The organism is Streptomyces sp. GQFP (assembly GCF_021545335.1).
Taxonomy (GTDB): Bacteria; Actinomycetota; Actinomycetes; order Streptomycetales; family Streptomycetaceae; genus Streptomyces.
The window spans coordinates 395,392-413,943 of the sequence record NZ_CP089312.1 but is presented as its reverse complement, the minus strand read 5'-3'; the positions used below and the strand labels follow the sequence as shown (position 1 = coordinate 413,943).

Below are 18,552 nucleotides of genomic sequence, written 5' to 3'. Positions count from 1 at the left end.
GGTGTCAGGCTCCGTTTCCGCGTCGCAGCCCGGCCTTGCGGGCGATCTTCCCGAGGGTGCGCCGCACCTTGCGGACCACCTTCTGGCCGGTACTCGGCCCGGCCGGCTTGACCGGCCGTACGACCTGGACGCGGCCGGACTTGGCGGCGAGGCTGACGGACATCGCCAGGAAGCGCGGCTCGTCGGCCTCGGGGGAGAGGCACAGCGAGGGCTTCCAAGTCCCGTCGGCCAGCGCGCTGCCGGGCAGCGTCGCCTCGAAGAAGGCACCGGACAGCGTGCCCTCCACGTCCACGGGTTCGGCGGCGGTCGCCGAGGTCAGGCGCAGCAGCGCCTTGGTGTCGCCGGGTACGTGCAGCGGCAACGCGACACGCAGCCGGTCACCCGTGACGGTGACATCGTCCGGCTTCAGCCGGCCCAGACCGACGCCCTTGACGGCGCGGTCGACGTCCAGGGACAGCGTGGCCTGCTTCGCGGTCCAGTACGGCAGGACCACGCGACCGGCGACCACACCGGCCGGGGGCACCGGACGGGGGTCCAGCTTGACCGGGCCGAGACGGCACTCACGGGTCCAGCCGCCCAGCTTGATCCGGACGAACACGTCGAACAGACCGCCGCCGAGCGCGACACCGCCCGCCGCCGTACCGGGGTCGACGGTGGCCGTACCGCGCAGCACCAGCCGCACCTGATCGTCCTCGTCGGCCGGGAGGGTCTCGCGGGTCAGCTCCACCGGCTGGAAGAACTGGGCGGCCGTGGACCGCTCACGCACCAGGAAGTCGGCCGTCGCGCTCCCGAACCGGGCGACGGTCGAGGCCGCCACGCGGGCGATCGCGTCGTCGGCGTCGGTGGGCGTGCCGTCCAGGTCGGCGCCGTCGCTGTCGTCCTCGGCGGGGAACGTCATCGGCTTGCCGTGGGAGGTGAACTCGGCGCTGAAGCCGACGTGGAGGACCCCGTCCTGCCACTCGACACTGAGGGGAGTGGCCGAGGGGGCGAGCGAGGCCTCCCACTCGGCGAACGCGAGCACGTCGTCCAGCCGGTCGGCGGCGATCAGCGCCGCGACGATCCGCTGTGCCTCCTGCATACCGTTCGCGACACCAGGGCCGAAGCGCTCGACGACGACCCCGCGGATCTCGTCGAACATCTCCTTGCGGTAGTCCTCGGGCAGCTTGAGCAGACGGTTGCTGCGCATCCGCTCGACCATCTCGTTGCGCAGCCAGCGCCGGAAGAGCCGGTCGCGCACGGCACCGGGCTCGGTGTAGCGCTCGACGACATCGAGGGCCTCGCGCAGATTCCGGAAGTACCCCACGGGGTCGAAGCGCTGGAATCCCGCGTTCGAGGCGTCGTCGCGCTTGACGTGGTAATAGCAGACGTAGTCGCTGAGCACGGAGACGTTGTCCGCGCGCAGATATGCCTCGGTGACGAAGACATGGTCTTCGAGCCGCCGCCGGCCCTCGGGGAAACGCAGACCGATGCGGTCGAGAAAGGCCCGGCGGACCATCTTGTGCGGGGTGAGACTGTCGATGAGCGGGGCGTTCTCGACGCTGGCCTTGGGGTGGTTGTGCCGGAACAGCTCCACGGGCACGGGCCGACCCTTGCCGGCCATCTTTCCGACGATGACGTCGGCGCCGTTGGCCACGCCGTAGTCGTACATCCGCTCGAGGGCCTCGTCGCCGAGGTAGTCGTCGTTGTCGACGAACATGACGAACTCGCCCTGCGAGGCCTCGATACCGACGTTGCGCGGCTTGCCCGACCAGCCCGAGTTCTCCTGGTGGATGACCTTGAGACGCGGTTCCTCCGCGGCGAGCTGGTCCAGCCGGGCCGGGGTCTCGTCGGTGGAACCGTCGTCGACGAAGATCACTTCGTACTCGTCGGCGGGCAGCGACTGCCGCAGCAGCGACGCGACGCAGTCCTCGATGTACGGTCCCGGGTTGTACACCGGAACGATGACGCTGACCTTGACCGGCATGCGGCTGGAAGCCCCCTTTTGGCTTTACTCCCCGTTTCCGCAATGGCACGGTCCGGGATGCCTGATACTAACCGGGCGCGGCCTCCGCGCCCGAAGGGGCGCGGGGAACTGCGCGACAAGCCACGACGGCGCCGCACCCGCAAAACGGCAAATCGCGGCACCCCCTACGCTCAGGCACGTGCACCTCCTGCTCCTCTCCGACACCCACCTCCCCAAACGCGCCAAGCAACTGCCAGCGGAACTTCTTACCGAACTCCCGCACGCAGACATCGTGATCCACGCCGGCGACTGGGTCGACACACCCACCCTCGACCTCCTGGAGACCCGCTCCCGCCGCCTCATCGGCGTATACGGCAACAACGACGGCCCCGACCTACGCGCCAGACTCCCCGAGGTCGCGTACGCCGACCTCGACGGCCTCCGCCTCGGAGTCGTCCACGAGACCGGCCCCGCGCAGGGCCGAGAGGCCCGCTGCAGCACCCGCTTTCCCGACCTCGACGTCCTCGTGTTCGGCCACAGCCACATCCCCTGGGACACCACGACGGACACCGGCCTCCGGCTGCTGAACCCCGGCTCGCCGACCGACCGCCGCCGCCAGCCCCACTGCACGTACATGACGGCGACGGTGACGGACGACGGCCGCCTCACCGACGTGGAACTGCACAGGCTGCCGCCCCGCCGGACCTAACCCGCCTTCGGCGGATGGATCGCGCCTGCCGTCGCCGTCAGCGCCACCCCGCTGCCGCCCCACCGCAGCGCGACGATCTCGGCCGCCACGGACACCGCGACCTCTTCGGGCGTACGCGCGCCGAGGTCCAGTCCGATGGGGGAGCGCAGCCGGGACAGCTCGGGCCCGGTGAGGCCGGCCTCCGTCAGCCGGGTCCGGCGGTCGTCGTGGGTGCGGCGGCTGCCCATCGCCCCGATGTACGCGGCGGGGCGGCGCAGCGCCTCCTCCAGCAGCGGTACGTCGAACTTCGGGTCGTGGGTCAGGACGCACACCACCGTGCGCTCGTCGGTGTCCGTGCCGCGCAGATAGCGGTGCGGCCAGTCGACGACCACCTCGACCCCCTCGGGGAAGCGCTTCGGGGTGGCGAAGACCGGGCGGGCGTCGCAGACGGTGACCCGGTAGCCGAGGAAGGCGCCGATGCGGGCCACGGCGGCGGCGTAGTCGATGGCGCCGAAGACGAGCATGCGGGGCGGGGGCGCGAAGGAGTGCAGGAACACGGTGACGGCGTCCTCGCGCCGCTCCCCGTTGGGCCCGTAGTGCCGCAACCCCGTTGCCCCCAGGGCGAGTTCACCGCGGGCGTCGGCGGTGACGGCCACGTCGAGGCCGGTCGCGCCGAGCGTGCCTGACACCTCGTCCGGCCACACAGCGAGTGTGGCGCCGAGCGCCGCCGGACCGTCGGTCACGGTGGCCACGGTCACCGGCCTGCCCGCCGCCACGGCCTCCGTGACCGCAGCGAAGGACGGATCGAGAGCGGGCGTGACGGGCCGCACCAGCACGGTGATCTCACCGCCGCAGGTCAGCCCCACCGCGAAGGCGTCCTCGTCGCTGTAACCGAAGGTCGCGAGTCGAGCCTCGCCGTCCGCCACCACCTCCTGGGCCAGCTCGAACACCTCACCCTCCACACAGCCCCCGGACACACTGCCCACCACCTCGTCACCGGGGCCGACCGCCATCGCGGCCCCGGGGTCGCGGGGCGTGCTGCGGCTGACGGAGACGACGGTGGCGAGGCCGAACGGTTCGCCCGCCGCGTACCAGCGCCCGAGCGCCGGGAGGATGTCACGCACGATTCGCTCCTTTTGTCGCCCATCTGACTCGATCATCGCCCACCAGCAAAAGCTGAAGATTACTCAACAGTCACTTGGTATTGACGACCACTGATGCGCGCGGGACTGTAATGGACATGTCGAAGTTGCGCATGCATCTGCTCGGCGTACTGGTCCTGGTCACGGGTTTCCTGACCACCGTCGGCTCCCAGCCCGCCCGGGCCGACACCCTCTGGTTCGACACCCCTACCTCTACCACCCTCACCGTCCAGAACGGTCGGTTCACCGACGCTCTGGGCCGCGAGGTCGTGCTCCGCGGCTACAACGTCTCCGGCGAGACGAAGCTCAAGGAGAACAACGGACTGCCCTTCGCCTCGGTCGCGGACGCCAAGAAGTCCGCGACCGCGCTGCGAGCGCTCGGCGGCGGCAACAGTGTCCGCTTCCTGCTCTCGTGGGCGTATGCGGAGCCCGTGCGTGGCGCGGTGAGCAGCAGCTATCTGGCCGCCGCCACCGCCCAGATGGGTGCCTTCCTGGACGCGGGCATCCGCGTCTACCCCGACTTCCACCAGGACCTCTACTCCCGCTGGCTCTTCGACTCCGACAGCTGGTACACCGGCGACGGCGCCCCCAAGTGGGCCGTCGACCTCGGTGACTACCCGGACGAGTACTGCGGGATCTGCCCCTTCTGGGGACAGAACATCACCTCGAACGCGGCGGTGACAGAGGCGACGTACGACTTCTGGCACAACACCTACGGAATCCAGGACTCGTTCCTCGACACCGCGCAGAAGACGATGGCGTACCTGAAGGCGAACCTCACCAGCGCCCAGTTCACGGGTGTCGTCGGCTTCGACCCGTACAACGAGCCGCACTTCGGGACCCTCGACTCGGGGCAGACCAGCAGGACGTGGGAGAAGGACGTCCTGTGGCCCTTCTACGTCAAGTTCCGCGCCCGGATGGACGCGGCCGGCTGGCAGGACAAGCCCGCCTTCGTCGAGCCGAACCTCTTCTGGAACGCCAACATCGACTTCCAGAAGCAGGAGGGCGGACTGCTCGACGCGGGGACCATCGGCCCGCGTTACGTCTTCAACACCCACTTCTACGACCAGAAGGCCATCTCCGGCGTCTTCATGTGGGGCAAGGCGGAGGACGGCCAGTACGTGACGGACTTCGGTACGGTCCGTGACCGGGCCGCCGCCACCGGGACGACAGGGATCATCAGCGAGTTCGGCCACCCGCTGGCCGGTTCGGTCTCCGACAAGGCGCCGACGGTCTACAAGGCGATGTACCAGGCCCTCGACTCCCGTGTGAAGGGCGCGAGTTGGTGGTCGGGCGCGAGTGGATCGGGGCCGGTTCTCTCCGGCAGCCAATGGCAGTGGGACATCTACAACGGCCGCCACAACGAGCTGATGAACGACAACCCCGACAAGGTCCTCACCACCGGCGACGCCTGGAACGACGAGGACCTGTCCGCCGTCCGTCTCGACGACTCCGGTACGGCGGTGCTGCGGCAGGACGCCCGGATGCTGGACCGCGTCTATCCGGGCGCCACGGCGGGCACGACGCTCGCCTTCACCTACGAGGACCGCTCCCGGGACGGCTCCACGACCCTCACCTGGAACCCGGTGCCGAGTTCGCTGCCGAACGTGTCCACGCTGGTGGGCTCGGGGCAGTACAGCGTGCTGGTGTGGCGCTCGAAGGGGATCTCGGCGCCGACGGAGCTGCATCTGCCGGCGTCCTTCCCTACGGCGACGACCACGGTGGTCTCCGACCTCGGGACGGTGTATGGGCCGCCGGCCTACTCGTCGACGACGCCTGTCGCGGCGGGCACGGAGCCTGGTGGCACGGGGAGTCGGCGGTTGCTGCTCACTGCGGCGGACTCGGGGGTGCTGCACTATGCGCTGGTGACGAATGGGGCGACGGCTCCTTCGGCGGCCCTGCTGAGCGCTGCGCGGGCTGAGTTGGCTTCCTGGGCCGCGTCCGAGTTCAGTTAGGCGGTTGGTTCGTCGGCTGCCGGCCGGTGGGGGCTTGTCGCGCAGTTCCCCGCGCCCCTAAAAGACTAAAAGACTTAGGGGCGCGGGTGCGCGCGTGGCTTCAGCTGAACCGGTACCTCAGTTGGTCGCCGGGCCTGTCCAGTCCGCCTCGACATGTGCGAGGCGGACTCGCTGCGGGTGATCGCCGACCGGGACGGACACCGTCTTCTGGCCCGTGGCGAAGTCGATGGCCGTGATCTGGTCGGAGCCGCTCTCCGAGATGACGCAGGACTTGCCGTCGCCGCTCACCGTCGCCCAGTAGGGCTTCGAGGCGGTGACGAGCGGGCCCTCCTGGAGCGTCGTACGGTCGACGACCGTCGCGTAGTCGTCCATCGTGCCCGCGACGCACAGCTTCGTGCCGTCCGGCTTCATCGAGATGCCGTGGTGGCGTGAGTCGTTGACGAACGTGGTGCGGTCGTCGCTGGTCGCCGGGTTCTTGGGCAGGGTCTTCGTCCGGGTGATCCGGTCGGTGGCGATGTCGTACTCGAAGAAGCCGTTGAAGAACGAGACCTGGAAGTACAGCGCGTTGAGCCGGTCCCGCATGTCGATCACCTTCACCTGCTGGAAGGTGGCCGCGTCGACGACCGTGATCTTCCGGTCGCCCTTCGTGAAGTCCTGCCAGGGAGCGTCCTGCGAGGTGTTGACGCCCCGATGGACATGTTCCAGATGTACTTGCCGTCCTTGGTGAAGATGTTCTCGTGCGGCTTGTCGCCGGTGGCGAACGAACCGACCTGCGCGCCGGTGTTGATATTGTCCTCGGCCTGGAACTCACCGCGACCTATGCGGAGCCCGCGTGGGGCCTGAAGAAGGGCGACGTCATGGATTACAGCGCTTGGATGCGCTGATCAGACGCCGAGTTGCCGGGCGGCGGCGTCGACGGTCTGTTCCAGCAGCACCGCGATCGTCATCGGACCGACGCCGCCCGGCACCGGGGTGATCAGCCCGGCCCGCTCGACGGCGGAATCGAAGTCGACGTCGCCGATGTTCCCGGGGTTGTACCCGGCGTCGATCACGACGGCACCGGGCTTGATGTCCGCGCCCCGGATCAGCCGGGGCCGACCCACGGCGGCGACCACGATGTCCGCCTCGCGGACGACGGACGACAGGTCCCGCGTTCGTGAGTGGCAGTACGTCACCGTCGCGTCGCGCCCGAGAAGCAGCATGCCGACCGGCTTGCCGAGGATCGCACTGCGGCCCACCACCACGGCTCGCTTGCCGGACGGGTCGACGTCGTAAGCGTTCAGCAGCCGCATGATGCCGCCGGGTGTGCAGGACACGAACCCGGGAAGGCCGAAGCTCATCGTCGCGAAGGAGGCGAAGGTGACACCGTCGACGTCCTTCTCGGGTGCGATCGCCTCGAACGCGGCTCGCTCGTCGATGTGCCCGCCCATCGGGTGCTGGAGCAGGATGCCGTGCACGCCGGGGTCGTCCGAGAGGGAACGCAGTGTGCCCACCAGTTCCTCGGTGGTCGTGATGGCGGGCAGCTCGACATGGCGGGACTCGATGCCGGCCTTGCGACAGCGGTTCTGCTTCATCCGGACGTAGGTGACCGAGGCAGGATCCGCACCCACCAGCACCGTCGCCAGACAGGGCGTCGCGCCCGTACGGTCGGTGAGGTCGGCGGCCTTCTTCGCGGTGTCCTCGACGATGTGCCGGGCGAGCGACGTGCCGTCCATGAGCCGGGCCTGGGACATGATCCACTCCTGAGCTGACAGTCGTCATCGCCCAGGCGCACGGCACGCACTCCGCGTTCACGGAGGACTACAGAACTCCGCGAGGGCCGCTCCCCGGTGGTGCCCCACCTCAGCGCCAGTCACGACCCCGGGCCCAGCCTAACCGAGGGCGTCATCCGCCCTCCTCGTCCCACGCCTGCAGCACCGTCTGGTCGACGATCTTGCCGTCGCGGAGGGACAGCATCGAGCCGGCCAGGACTCGGACGCCGTCCGGGTACAGGCAGGACTCGGTGTAGGCGACCTGGTCGCCCTGGATGACGACCTGTTCCAGTTTGTGGGTCATGTCCCTGCTGTACACGTCGTTCAGCATGGCGCCGATCTCGCTGCGTCCGTGCATGACCATCGGGTGGCTGGGCTGGGTGTTGTGGTCGACGACGCGGAGTTCGGCGTCGTCGGCGTAGAGCGACAGCAGGGCCGTCGCGTCCTGTCCTTCGATGCCCCGGCGCAGTGCTTCGGTGTCGAAGGTGTGGCTTGCCGCGGTGCCCATGGTGACCTCCTCCGAGGGGGCGCGGCCCGGTCGGGCGCGGGCCGCGAGGGGCCCCTCCTTCTGAGGCTCCTCCGTCCCGGTGACCTCGGCAAGCGCAGGCAGAAGATGAGCCTGACGAGTGAGGGGGGCGGGGTGGCCGTGTCCGGGGAGGGGCGCGGGCCGTTGCTGAATGCATGATCTCAACACGACGAATCGCCGCCGCCGTTGGTCTCGCCGTCGGCGTCACCGGCCTCGCCGCCCCGCTGGCCAGTGCGGCCCCCGCCGCCGACCAGAACGCGGGCAAGCTGAACCCGATCGCCCAGCTCGACTCGCTCGCCGTGAGCGAGATTCCCGCCCAGTACCACGACGACCTGCCCCGGGTCTCCACCCAGCTCAGCTCGCTGAACCGGCTGAACGACCTCCAGCAGCTGCACCAGGTGACCGACATGGCCGCCCCCGTGACCGGGCTGCTGCCGGGCATCGAGGCCTGACAGACGTAACAGACGCAGCCTTACGAGCAGGAAACGAGGGCCCCCGGCCGCACCGGGCGGCCCTCGCTCCTGTGTGCTACCTCTGCCGGATCGTCGTCGTCGGTTCCGTGCCCAGGAAGTGGAAACCGGGTCTCGGGTGCATCAGGAAGTCGTGGTGGGAGATGTTCCACGCGTAGGCGCCCGCCAGGGAGAACAGGACTCTGTCGCCCGCCCGCAGGCCCGCCGCCGGGACCCGGCGGGCCAGTACGTCCTTCGGTGTGCACAGCTGGCCCGCCAGCGTGACCCGTGCCTCCTCGGCCGCCGGGCGGGGCCACGGGTGCGGCCAGGTGTCGACCGGCAGCACCGTGCAGGGCTGGTCGTGGCCCTTCGTCGCCGGGGTGCGCAGATGGTGGGTGCCGCCCCGGACCACCGCGAACTCCTCGCCGTGGCTCCGCTTCACATCCAGCACCTCGGTGGCGTACCAGCCGCAGTACGCGGTCAGCGCCCGGCCCGGCTCGATGCGCAGGGTCAGTTCCGGGTGGGCCTCGGCCAGCCGGGCGAGGCCTCTGCCGAACGCCGTCCAGTCGAATCGGCGGGCCGGGGCCGTGTAGTCGACAGCCATCCCGCCGCCGACGTTCACCTCGCTGATGCGCACCCCGAGCCCCGCCGCCCAGGTCACCACGGACTCGGCCACCGCCAGCTGCTCCCGGGCGTCGAGTCCGCTCGCCAAGTGGGCGTGGATTCCCCGCAGTTCGAGCTGGGGGTACGTCTCGTCCGTGAGCGCCCGGAACACCCGTGCGGCTCCGGCCGGGTCCAGGCCGAAGGGGGTCGGCCGCCCGCCCATCGTCAGCGAACTGCCCGCCAACGAGCCGTCCGCCACCGGGATGTTGACGCGTACCAGCACCGCCACCCGCTGCTCGGGTCCCACCTGCCGCGTCAACTCCCCGAGCATGCGCAGCTCGTGTTCGCTCTCGACATGGAACCGGTCGACGCCCTGCTTCAGCGCGGCCAGCACCTCGTCCGGCGTCTTCCCCGGCCCGCCGAACGCCAGCGGCCGGCCCGGCACCGCGTCGGCGACATGGGCGAGTTCACCGCCCGAGGAGACCTCGTAGCCGTCGACGTACGGCGAGAGCGCGGCCAGGATCTCCGGCTCCGGGTTGGCCTTGGCCGCGTAGTACAGCTCGACCCGGTCGGGCAGCGCCGCCCTGACCATCGCCGCGTGACCGCGCAGCTCCGTCAAGTCGTAGACGTACGCGGGCAGTTCGGTGGTGGGCAGGGACAGTGCGTGGTCGTGCACGGCGGGGGTCATCGGGTGCTCCGGGTGGTGTCGCGCAGGACGTGCTCGGCGAGCGGGGACGGCAGCCGTACGTATCCTGCCTCGCGGTCCGCCTTGCGCTCCCAGCGGGTGAGAAGGTTGGCCTTCGCGGGCAATGGCACCCCGGCGAGCAGTGCGGCGAGCCGGGGCGGGCAGCCCGAACGGTCGGCGTAGGACCGGAGGGTGTCACGCACCCGCGCCCACAGCGCGGCCTCGGCCTCCGGGTGCAGGTCGGCCAGGGCGGCGAGGAGTTCGGCGATGTGATTGACGAGCAGGCAGTAGACGACCCGGTCCCAGCCGCGCTCCGCGTCGTACGTCATCGGGCCCGCGACCTCGGCCGGTACGGCGGTCAGCGTGTCGGTGTGGTGCTCGGGGACCAGCTTGGTGCCCTCCAGGTCCCGGAAGAGGACCTGGGCGGGGCGACCGTCGGCGCCCACACAGATCAGCACGTTCTGGAGATGCGGTTCCAGGACCAGCCCGTGGTCGAAGTAGGCGGCCAGGACGGGAGGGACGAGCAGTTCGAGGTACGCCGACCACCAGTCGAGGGCCGTGTCCGGGTCCGCGTCGGTGAGCAGCCGGGAGATGTGCGCGGTGCTGGACGGGTACTCGTCGGCAACCGCCGCCGCCAGCAAGGGAGTTGCACCCGGTGTCAGGCGTCGGGGCAGGCCCTCGCGGACGATCACGCCGAAGCCCTCGAAGAGGTCGCGGTCCGGGGTGCCGTCGGGGCCGGGCAGGGCGAGCGTGCGGTAGGCGGGCTCGCGGAGCACCGCGCTGTCGGGGAAGCGTTCGGCCAGCTCCGTGAGGGCCGGGGCGAGGGCACGGGTGAGGGCGACGGCACCGGACAGCTCGTACATGCTGTTCTTGCGCAGGCAGTTGGTGATCCGGACGTTCAGACTGAACTTGAGGAACGTCTCGCCGTCGTAGAGGGTCCGCACGGACGCGGTCGCGGCGAAGGGGCGTCCGCCCGGGCCGAGGTCCAGGACGTCGCCGCGCTCCAATGCGGCCCGCAGCAGCGGGTGTTCGCGCAGGGCCTCGTACTGCCAGGGGTGCGTCGGCAGCAGTCGGTAGCCGTCGGGGACGTCCGTGCGCTGACCGTCGAGCGCGGCGGCGGCCCAGGGGGCGGCGGCCTCCTCGGCGATCAGGTGGGCGCGTACGGCGAGATGCCGCAGCGGGAAGACGGCCCCGGTCTCCGGCGCGTACGCCGCCCAGGCGCGCGGGTCGCCGGTGCGGGCCTTGGGCGTGGGGTGGAAGCGGTGGCCGAACAGCAGGGACTGCTCGGAAGCGAGATAGGCGGCGAGGTGTGAAGTGGGGTGGGAGGCGGGGTGGTTGACCGGCCGTGTGGCGGGGCGCTCGTGGGCGAGTGCGGTCGTGATGGCCTGGTGGCTGGAGGTGATCTGCTCCAGGAACTCGTCGTTGCGTTCCCCGGTGCGCAGGGACAGCTCGTCGCGCGTGTACTCGGCCAGCCGCCGCCAGTCGACCATCGCCCAGCCGTCGCCGGCCTGTTCGCTCACCGGGCCGGTGAACCGGTGGGCGCCGAGGAGGGACGTACGGCGGAGGCTGACCCGCAGGAGAACTCCGCGGCGGGGGAGGCGGAGCAGGAGGTGGCCGTTGTCGACGACGGTCTGGCGTTCCGGGCCCGACACCTCGCGCAGCAGGCAGTTGAGGAGGGTGTGGGTCACCACGTCGTCGGCGGTGGGGAGTTCGGCGACAGGCAGTTCGGAAGCAGACCGTTCGGAAGCAGACCGTTCGGCGGTGGTGGTGGCGGGCGAGTCGGTCAGTGAGGGCATCAGCGGCTCCAACGGGCGTGGTGCGAGCGGGGGTTGGGGAGGAAGAGGGAGGCGAGGACGGTGAGTGCGGCGGCGCCGCTGCCGGTCAGTACCGGCGCGGCCGGGCCGAAGCGGGCGCTGCCCGCCGCCGCGGCGAGGCCGGCGGCGACCGCGCCGGCCTTGGAAAAGAACTCCAGCGCGCCGAACATCCCGCCGGGCGCACGGCCTTTGGCGCAGTCGGCGGCCAGCACGGACAGGGACACCAGGCCGAGCGTGAGCCCCACCCCGAGGACCAGCCGTACGGCGATCAGCGCGGTCAGCGAGTCCGCGACGCCGTGTCCGGCGAGGCCGAGCGCGATGAAGGCGAAGCCGAGGACGATCCCGGTCCGGGGCCGGTCCCGGACCACGGAGTGCACGGCCAGCGCCGACACCAGATAGACCAGGTGGGGGAGGGCGAAGAGGACGCCCGACAACGTGGCCGACGTACACGGCAGTCGGTCCTCGACCAGGGAGATCAGATAGGGGAAGGAGATGACGGTGGAGAACACGAACGCGAACTCCAGGGCGTACAGGGTGCGCAGGGAGACCACCGGCGCGGCGGAGGGCGCGGTGGTCTCGGGTATGGACTCGGGCGCCGGCTCCTCGCTCGGCTCGGGGAGCGCGGCGAGCAACAGGGCGGCGGTGAGCGGGAGTACGGCCAGCAGTGCGTACTGGCGGTGCGGCGAAAGCCAGCCCGACAGCGCGCCGACGACGATCGGCGCGACGACCAGGGCGGCTCGGGCGCTGCCCTGCATCAGGGTGAGCGCCTTCGACAGGGCAGGGCCCTCCAGCGCGGCCCCCAGGTAGCCGTTGGACGCGGCGAACGTGCCGCCGAGGATGCCCTGGAGGATCAGCGCCACCGTGAACGTGGCCAGCGAGTCCGCCCAGCCGGCGAGCAGAAAGGCGACGGCGAGGCCCAACTGGGCGCGCAGCAGCAGCCGTTTGCGGCCGTAGCGGTCGGCGATCCTGCCCCAGAGGGGAGCGCCGAGCGCGCCGAACACCGTCGGGACCACGTACAGAACCCCGGCCCAGCGCGCGGAACGGTCGCCCAACTCCGGGAGGATCTCGGTGAGATACGGCGGAAGGCCCAGGGCGGCGAAGGACGCGACGAAGTAGCAGGCGGCCACCGCGTGCACATGGCCGCGGCCGAAGGGTGAGGGTCTCGGCAGGCGCCAGGCGGCCTCGGCACTCATACCGAATCCCCTGCCTGGAGAAGGTAGTTGGGGCCGGTGGTGTAGTGCTTGTTGATGTCGGCGGCACCCGAACGCTCCTTGCTGAGCAGGGTTCCGGCGCTGACCATCGCCTTCACGGGCAGGTGCGGCGAGTCCAGGATTCGGTTGCGCAGTACGGCGGCCGGGGTGCTGCCGAGCCGGTCCACGGCCTCGGCGAGCCGGTCGCGGACCAGCCCCAGCAGCGTGGGCAGCGGGGCGCGGCCGTGCCGGGCGAGCCCGAACGCGTAGGCGCCCGCGCACAGATGGACGGTGATGGTGGCGAACACGTCGGCGACCGGCCCGTCCTCGGTGCCGTAGGTCCGCTCGTCGTCGAAGCCCCACGGACCCGGCAGAACGGCGGCGAGCCGGTCGGTGTTGATGCGCGGCCCGTCGTTGTCCTTGAACAGCAGCCGCACCCGGCCCTGTTCGGGCCCCAGGAGCAGCGACACGTTCTGCTGATGCGACTCCAGGGCGATGCCGAGGCCGAAGAGGGTGGTCTGCCAGTCGAAGAGGAGGGTGAGGCAGGCGTCCAGCAGGGCGAGCGGATCGCCGCCGTGGAAGCGGTCGGCCAGCTGGTCGACGACCAGCCGTCCGCCGGGCGCCTCGGCCAGCAGTGCCGCCAGCGGGACGACGGCCGTGTCGTCGAGGCCGGCCGGGTAGCGGCGGCACAGGACGGCGAGGAGTTCGTGTCCGGCGTGCGCGTACGTCGTCTCGTCGGCGTGCAGAACGGTGTCCCGGAAGCGGGGCTCGCGCTCGACGACCCGCTCGATCAGCCGCTGCCCGGCGGCGCCGTCGACGAGCGTGCCCGGCTTGATGGAACGCCGGTTGCGCAGCCCCAACGTGGCGGTGGCCAGGGGGAGTTTGAGGTGCAGGGTGGGATCGGCGGTCACCGCGACGGTACGCATCGACAGCGTCGGCACCACTTCGAGGTACCCGTGGTCGGCGAGCCGGGCGCGTCCCACGAGGCCGGTGACCCGCAGCGCCTCGTCGAGCGGGGCACCGACGGTCAACGGGTGCACGGGCAGGGCGATGTGAGTGCTGCTCAGATCCTCCATTCCGAGCACGGCGGGCGTCGGCCAGCCTTCCGGCAACGCTCCCGCGAGGGTCACCGCCTCCCGGGGCACGACGAGCCAGCGCAGCGCGAAACGGGGGTGGAACTCCGGTGCGTACGCCCGCAGTTGCTCCTCCGTCAGGCCTGACCGGCCACGCGCGGTCGGATACACGGGATGGTCGATCCGGGCCGCGAGGGCGTCGTACGCAAGGGAGGCCGTGAGGCCCGTCCAGCCTGCCGGGTCGGCGCCATGACGGTCCGTCAGTCGCTCGGTGACCTCGTCCCGGGTGGCGTCGTGCAGCCGCAGGGTGGCCAGGGTCTGCCGGCACTCCTCGGCGAAGGCGTCGAAACCGTCGCGGTCCACGGGGTCGGCCAGCGCGCGGAGTTCGGCGAGCACGGTGTCGTACGAGGTCAGCTCCGCGCCGTCCGACTCGCGTACGAGCAGCGGCAGCCGGGCGGCGTACACGCACTGGAAGCCGTCCTCGGTGAGCGGCAGTAGCAGGGCGTCGTCGGTGTCCGTCGGCAGACGCAACCAGATGCCGTCCGGGCGGTGGGTGAGCGTGCCCTGGGTGCGCAGACCGACGACGTCCTCGCGGAGCAGGGCGCTGAGGACGCGGGTGAGCAACTCGGCTCCGGCGTCGGCGGTCACGGCTGGACCTCCCAGCGCTGCGCCGCGAGGAACTCCGCCGACACCCGGTCGACCGTCGGCTGGTCGGTGCCGGTGGCCCGCAGGACGCCCAGGTAGTCGCGGTTGGTGCGGTACAGCTCGTGCCGCTCACCCACCGCGCGCAACGGACGGTACGTCAGATGGACGCCGTCCACGGTGAGTTCGGTGGCCGCGGGAGCCGAGGTCAACGTGCCCGCGCGGTCGGCGCACGGGTACTCCAGGCGGGCGGCGCCGTCGCGGCGGAAGCCGAGGTCGGTCGGGAGCGGCTCGCCCAGGTGGGTGCGCAGGATGTGCTCGAAGAGCGGGATCTCCAGGAGCCGGGCCAGCAGCAGGTCGACCTGGTCGCCGATGGCACGGTAGTTGACCTCGATGATCCGGGCGCGCCCCTCGTACACCACGAACTCGGTGTGGCAGGCGCCGAACCCGACGCCCAGCGCGTCGAGTTGGGCCAGTATCTGGGCGACGACCGGCTCGGGGTGGGCCGGGACGAAGACGAGCCGCTCCTCGATGAAGTACGGGGGCGGCGACACCTCGGTGTGGAATCCGCCCAGGATGTGTCGGACGGTCCCGTCGCCGAGCGTCTCCAGGGTGTACAGCTCGCCGGGCAGATACTCCTCGACGACCAGCACGGCACCCGGCCGCCGCGCGAAGATCTCCTTGGCGCGGGCCGCCAACTCCTCGGCGCCGCCGACGAGTACGACGTCCTCGCTGGCCACACCCTCACGCGGCTTGAGGACACACGGGTACGGGGCGGCCGACGCGACGGGCTCGATCGGACCGGTCTCCGTCAGCTCGGCGGACCACACGGTGTCCACGCCCGCGGCGGAGAGTCGGCGCCGCATCTCGGCCTTGTCCTTGCAGGCCAGCGCGGCCCGCCAGTCCTTGCCGGGCAGGCCGAAGTAGTCGGCGGCCAGGGCGGTCTGGGTCTGGAGATGGTCGCTGTTGCTGAAGACGGCGTCGGGCCGGTGATGCGTGGAGATCCGGGTGACGACGGCCCGGAAGTCACGGACGTCGCACTCCAGGATCTCGACGTCCGGGTACACGGCCCGATGGGCGTCGGGCTGGTCGGTCAACACGGTGACGTCCAGGCCGAGTTGGGCGGCGGCGGGCAGGAAGCCCTCGGTGACCGAGTCGGTGGGGTTGAGGGCGAGCAGGTACAGACGCATGACGTGTGGAACAACTTCCGCTAGCGGGTGAGGGGTTGGGACCCAGGTCGGCAGTTCGGGCCGGGGGCCCGGGGCGGGGCGCGTGCAGAACGGGCGCGCCCCGCCCCCGTACAGCGGGAGTTACTCCTTGGGGAGCCGCACACCGGTGGCCTCGGCCACGTCGGCGAGCATCTGTTCGGCGGCCTGGACGCCGATGCCGGACATCCAGATCTCGTCCGGGACCTCGAAGACCTTGCCGCTCTTGACGGCGGGCAGGCTCTTCCAGACCGGGTTGGTGACGACCTGCTGCTTCTGGGTCTTGTCCTCGGTGTCGGCGGCGGTGACGAAGATCAGGTCGGCGTCGGCCTGGTCGATCTGCTCCGGGCTGACGTCCTTCATCGTGACCTCGGGGTCGGTCGAGACCTGCGACTTGGGGCGGAGCAGGCCGATGTCGCCCAGGACGACACCGCTGTAGGAGTTGGACTGGTAGAGGCGGGTCGGACCGGCGATGAAGCGGACCACGGACGCCGTCGGCATGGTGCCCTTGTCCTTCGCCTTGATGGCCGTACCGAGGGCCTTGGCCCGTGTCTCGTACGCCTTGAGCTTGGCGGCGGCCTCGGTCTCCAGGCCGAGGGCCTCGGCGTGCACCTTCAGGTTCTGCTTCCAGACACCGCCGGTGGTCTCCGTGAAGACGGTCGGCGCGATCGCGCTGAGCTTGCTGTAGATCGCCTCGTGGCGGACCTTCGAGGACAGGATCAGGTCGGGCTTGAGCGAGGCGATCAGTTCGAGGTTCGGCTCCAGGAGCGGACCGACGTCCTTCGTGCCGCTCAACTCGCCCTTCAGGTACGTCGGGAAGCCGCCCTCGGACTTGAAGTGCGGGGCGACCGCGCCGACCGGGTCGATACCGAGCAGCGTCACGTCGTCCAACTCGCCGGTGTCGAGCACGACGACCCGCTTCGGCTTGGCGGGGATCTTCACCTCGCCGGTCCCGGCGGCGGGCTCGAGGAGTCGGCTCAGCCCTCTCAACAGGGTTGATTTCCCACAGGCGTTGGGGCCGACGATCGCGGTGACGGCGCCGCCGGGCAGGGTGAGGTCGAGTCCGCCGACGACGAGCCGGTCGTCGTAGCGCAGATCGAGAGCCTCGGTGCGCAGCTGGTTGACGGTGTCCGGCCGGGCGGTCATGCGTGACTCCTGTGAACGGGCTTGCTCTGACGGAACATCAGCACCAGCAGCCAGGGCGCGCCGAGCGTGGCGGTGACCGCCCCGACCGGCAGCCCCTCGACGGGCAGCAGATGCTGGACGACCAGGTCGGAGGCGAGCAGCAGTACGGCACCGGTGAGACCGGCCAGCGCGAGTGAGACGGCGGTCGGCGGGCCGGTGAGGAAGCGGACGATGTGCGGCACGGCGAGCGCCACGAACGTCACCGGTCCGGCGAGCGCGGCGGCCAGCGACTGAGCAAGGAGGGTGGCGCCCGCAGCGCCCGCGAAGGCGAACCACACATGCTCGACAGGGTCGTTGAGCTTCAGCGTGAAGATCGCGACCACCACCGCGAAACCGGCACCCGCGTTGATCCCGAGGGTGGTCGGTGAGGCGAGCGGATTGCGGGTGATGCCCTGGGCGACCGCCCCGGCGACCCCGAGCGCCGCGCCGACCGCGAGCCCGATCACCGTACGTGGCAGCCGCAGCCCGGTCACCACGAGCGCGTCTCTCCCCTGGGCGTTGCCGAACAGCGCGTCGGCCACCGTCGACAGGGGCACCGAGCGCGCGCCGAGGGCGAGGCTCAGCGCGGAGATCAGGGCCAGGGCCCCGAGTCCGGTGAGAAGGATCGGGAGGTGCTTCAGGGCATGGAAGGGCACACCGGTGGTCACACCGGTCGGTGCGCCCCGGCGGGTCGCAGTCACGAGCCGGGAGCTTAGGTTAGGCATGCTTTACGTTTCAACCAGCTATGGAAGTGCTGTGACGTGCATGGTCCTTGATCATCGACATAAGAGCACCCCGGTAACCGCCTTGCGATCTTGCCAGTAAGGTAAGCCTTGCCTATCTAACCCCACCCGCACCTCTCTGCGCAGGAGTACCGATGAGCGTCGCCCTTGAGACCCCGCCGGCCACCGCCGCCGCGCGCGTGCTCGGCGGCGCCTATCAACGCCTCGCGGACATCTGCGAAGTGCTCAGCGTGCAGGTCGCGAGGCCGGTTGTGACGGGCCCTCAAGCGGGTGTCACCGGAGCCGACTTGACGGACAGTCACGAAGCTCTCGACGCCTTTGTCGAGGCCGAGACGGCACGGATCCAGGAGCGTTACGGGCACACCGCCCGCCCGCATGTCGCCGCGTCCCGCGCCCTGCACGACTATGCCTGGTCGGTCGGCCTGCTGATGAGCGGGGTCTGGTACCTGGAGCGCCGTGTGCCACGCATCCGGCCCGAGGAGGTGCGGCTGGACCTCGCCACCGGGGAGTACAAGATCACACCGGGTTCCTACTTCTCCTGCCTCCCCGGGGACCCCGCCGCCACCCTCCCCGGAGTCACCGTGCTCCCGCACGAGGACGCGCTGCGCACCGAGTTGCGCTCGGCCGTCGCCGACCACATGGCCCCGCTGCTCACCGCACTCGGCCCGGTCGCCCGTCGGCGATCACGCGCCCTGTGGGGCCTGGTCTCCGACGACCTCGTCTCCGGGATCTGGTACCTCGGGCGCGTCCTCGGCCGGGAGGGCGACGCCATCCGCGCGGCCACCGAACTGCTGCCCTCCGCCGTCTCCCCGTACCCCGGCGGCGCCGACTTCCGCTACCTCACCGACACCTCCGGGCAGCGCCACCCGACCCGCACCCGCGCCGGCTGCTGCCTCTACTACACGATCCGCCCCGACGAGGCCTGCTCCACCTGCCCCCGCACCTGCGACACGGAACGCCTGCGCAGGCTGGAGAGCTGA

The 18,552-nt window shown here is 70.7% G+C and carries 16 protein-coding genes, 1 pseudogene and 1 riboswitch; of the genes and pseudogenes, 5 read left to right on the top strand and 12 right to left on the bottom strand.

Annotation, left to right across the window (positions count from 1 at the left end; translation table 11 throughout):
* Positions 1 to 4 precede the first annotated feature (4 nt).
* A complete protein-coding gene (locus tag LUX31_RS01940; protein ID WP_235472765.1) occupies positions 5 to 1,963 on the bottom strand; it encodes a glycosyltransferase family 2 protein in 1,959 nt (652 codons plus the stop codon).
* 178 nt (positions 1,964 to 2,141) lie between these two features.
* Between LUX31_RS01940 and LUX31_RS01935 the strand changes: the two genes are divergently transcribed.
* Complete coding sequence (locus LUX31_RS01935; protein WP_235472764.1) at positions 2,142 to 2,651, top strand: metallophosphoesterase family protein; 510 nt, start codon at positions 2,142 to 2,144, stop codon at positions 2,649 to 2,651.
* Here LUX31_RS01935 and LUX31_RS01930 read toward each other — a convergent pair.
* Positions 2,648 to 3,754, bottom strand: a complete 1,107-nt coding sequence (locus tag LUX31_RS01930) for an XdhC family protein (protein WP_235472763.1) — start codon at positions 3,752 to 3,754, stop codon at positions 2,648 to 2,650. The two genes, LUX31_RS01935 and LUX31_RS01930, sit on opposite strands and share 4 nt — an antisense overlap.
* 110 nt (positions 3,755 to 3,864) lie before the next feature.
* Here LUX31_RS01930 and LUX31_RS01925 point away from each other — a divergent pair, with 110 nt between their 5' ends.
* Complete coding sequence (locus LUX31_RS01925; RefSeq protein ID WP_235472762.1) at positions 3,865 to 5,727, top strand: cellulase family glycosylhydrolase; 1,863 nt, start codon at positions 3,865 to 3,867, stop codon at positions 5,725 to 5,727.
* A gap of 117 nt (positions 5,728 to 5,844) precedes the next feature.
* On the opposite strand, the pseudogene LUX31_RS01920 reads toward LUX31_RS01925, so the two are convergent.
* Positions 5,845 to 6,518, bottom strand: a pseudogene (locus tag LUX31_RS01920) (YncE family protein); the annotation flags it as partial.
* Between LUX31_RS01920 and LUX31_RS01915 the strand changes: the two are divergent.
* On the top strand, positions 6,465 to 6,611 hold the full coding sequence (locus LUX31_RS01915) for a hypothetical protein (protein WP_235472761.1): 147 nt from the start codon (positions 6,465 to 6,467) through the stop codon (positions 6,609 to 6,611). The pseudogene LUX31_RS01920 and the gene LUX31_RS01915 overlap by 54 nt on opposite strands.
* Here the strand turns inward: LUX31_RS01915 and LUX31_RS01910 are convergent, their stop codons facing one another.
* Positions 6,612 to 7,460, bottom strand: a complete 849-nt coding sequence (locus LUX31_RS01910) for a bifunctional 5,10-methylenetetrahydrofolate dehydrogenase/5,10-methenyltetrahydrofolate cyclohydrolase (RefSeq protein WP_235472760.1) — start codon at positions 7,458 to 7,460, stop codon at positions 6,612 to 6,614. It abuts the gene before it with no gap.
* A 22-nt stretch (positions 7,461 to 7,482) separates the two neighbouring features.
* Positions 7,483 to 7,593, bottom strand: a riboswitch (ZMP/ZTP riboswitch).
* A gap of 18 nt (positions 7,594 to 7,611) precedes the next feature.
* Complete coding sequence (locus tag LUX31_RS01905) at positions 7,612 to 7,986, bottom strand: nuclear transport factor 2 family protein (RefSeq protein ID WP_235472759.1); 375 nt, start codon at positions 7,984 to 7,986, stop codon at positions 7,612 to 7,614.
* Between the two features lie 173 nt (positions 7,987 to 8,159).
* Between LUX31_RS01905 and LUX31_RS01900 the strand changes: the two genes are divergently transcribed.
* Positions 8,160 to 8,456: a hypothetical protein gene (locus LUX31_RS01900; RefSeq protein ID WP_235472758.1), complete on the top strand. Its 297-nt coding sequence runs from the start codon at positions 8,160 to 8,162 to the stop codon at positions 8,454 to 8,456.
* 76 nt (positions 8,457 to 8,532) lie between these two features.
* On the opposite strand, the gene LUX31_RS01895 is transcribed toward LUX31_RS01900, so the two are convergent.
* From LUX31_RS01895 to LUX31_RS01865, 7 genes are all read right to left on the bottom strand, one after another.
* Positions 8,533 to 9,744, bottom strand: a complete 1,212-nt coding sequence (locus tag LUX31_RS01895; RefSeq protein ID WP_235472757.1) for a type III PLP-dependent enzyme — start codon at positions 9,742 to 9,744, stop codon at positions 8,533 to 8,535.
* Complete coding sequence (locus LUX31_RS01890) at positions 9,741 to 11,537, bottom strand: IucA/IucC family protein (RefSeq protein ID WP_235472756.1); 1,797 nt, start codon at positions 11,535 to 11,537, stop codon at positions 9,741 to 9,743. Before LUX31_RS01890 ends, LUX31_RS01895 begins: the two co-directional genes overlap by 4 nt.
* Positions 11,537 to 12,748 (bottom strand): MFS transporter, encoded by a 1,212-nt coding sequence (locus tag LUX31_RS01885; protein ID WP_235472755.1) that lies wholly within the window; start codon positions 12,746 to 12,748, stop codon positions 11,537 to 11,539. Before LUX31_RS01885 ends, LUX31_RS01890 begins: the two co-directional genes overlap by 1 nt.
* Positions 12,745 to 14,466 (bottom strand): IucA/IucC family protein, encoded by a 1,722-nt coding sequence (locus LUX31_RS01880; protein ID WP_443045918.1) that lies wholly within the window; start codon positions 14,464 to 14,466, stop codon positions 12,745 to 12,747. Before LUX31_RS01880 ends, LUX31_RS01885 begins: the two co-directional genes overlap by 4 nt.
* The gene (locus LUX31_RS01875) at positions 14,463 to 15,650 is read right to left on the bottom strand and encodes an ATP-grasp domain-containing protein (protein ID WP_235472754.1); all 1,188 of its coding nucleotides are present in this window, start codon (positions 15,648 to 15,650) and stop codon (positions 14,463 to 14,465) included. Before LUX31_RS01875 ends, LUX31_RS01880 begins: the two co-directional genes overlap by 4 nt.
* Positions 15,651 to 15,770: 120 nt before the next feature.
* Entirely contained in the window at positions 15,771 to 16,811 is a 1,041-nt protein-coding gene (locus LUX31_RS01870) for an ABC transporter substrate-binding protein (RefSeq protein WP_235472753.1), read from the bottom strand.
* Positions 16,808 to 17,530, bottom strand: coding sequence for an iron chelate uptake ABC transporter family permease subunit (locus LUX31_RS01865; protein WP_443045917.1), 723 nt, complete (start codon positions 17,528 to 17,530; stop codon positions 16,808 to 16,810). Before LUX31_RS01865 ends, LUX31_RS01870 begins: the two co-directional genes overlap by 4 nt.
* A gap of 176 nt (positions 17,531 to 17,706) precedes the next feature.
* Here LUX31_RS01865 and LUX31_RS01860 point away from each other — a divergent pair, with 176 nt between their 5' ends.
* A complete protein-coding gene (locus LUX31_RS01860; RefSeq protein ID WP_235472752.1) occupies positions 17,707 to 18,552 on the top strand; it encodes a (2Fe-2S)-binding protein in 846 nt (281 codons plus the stop codon).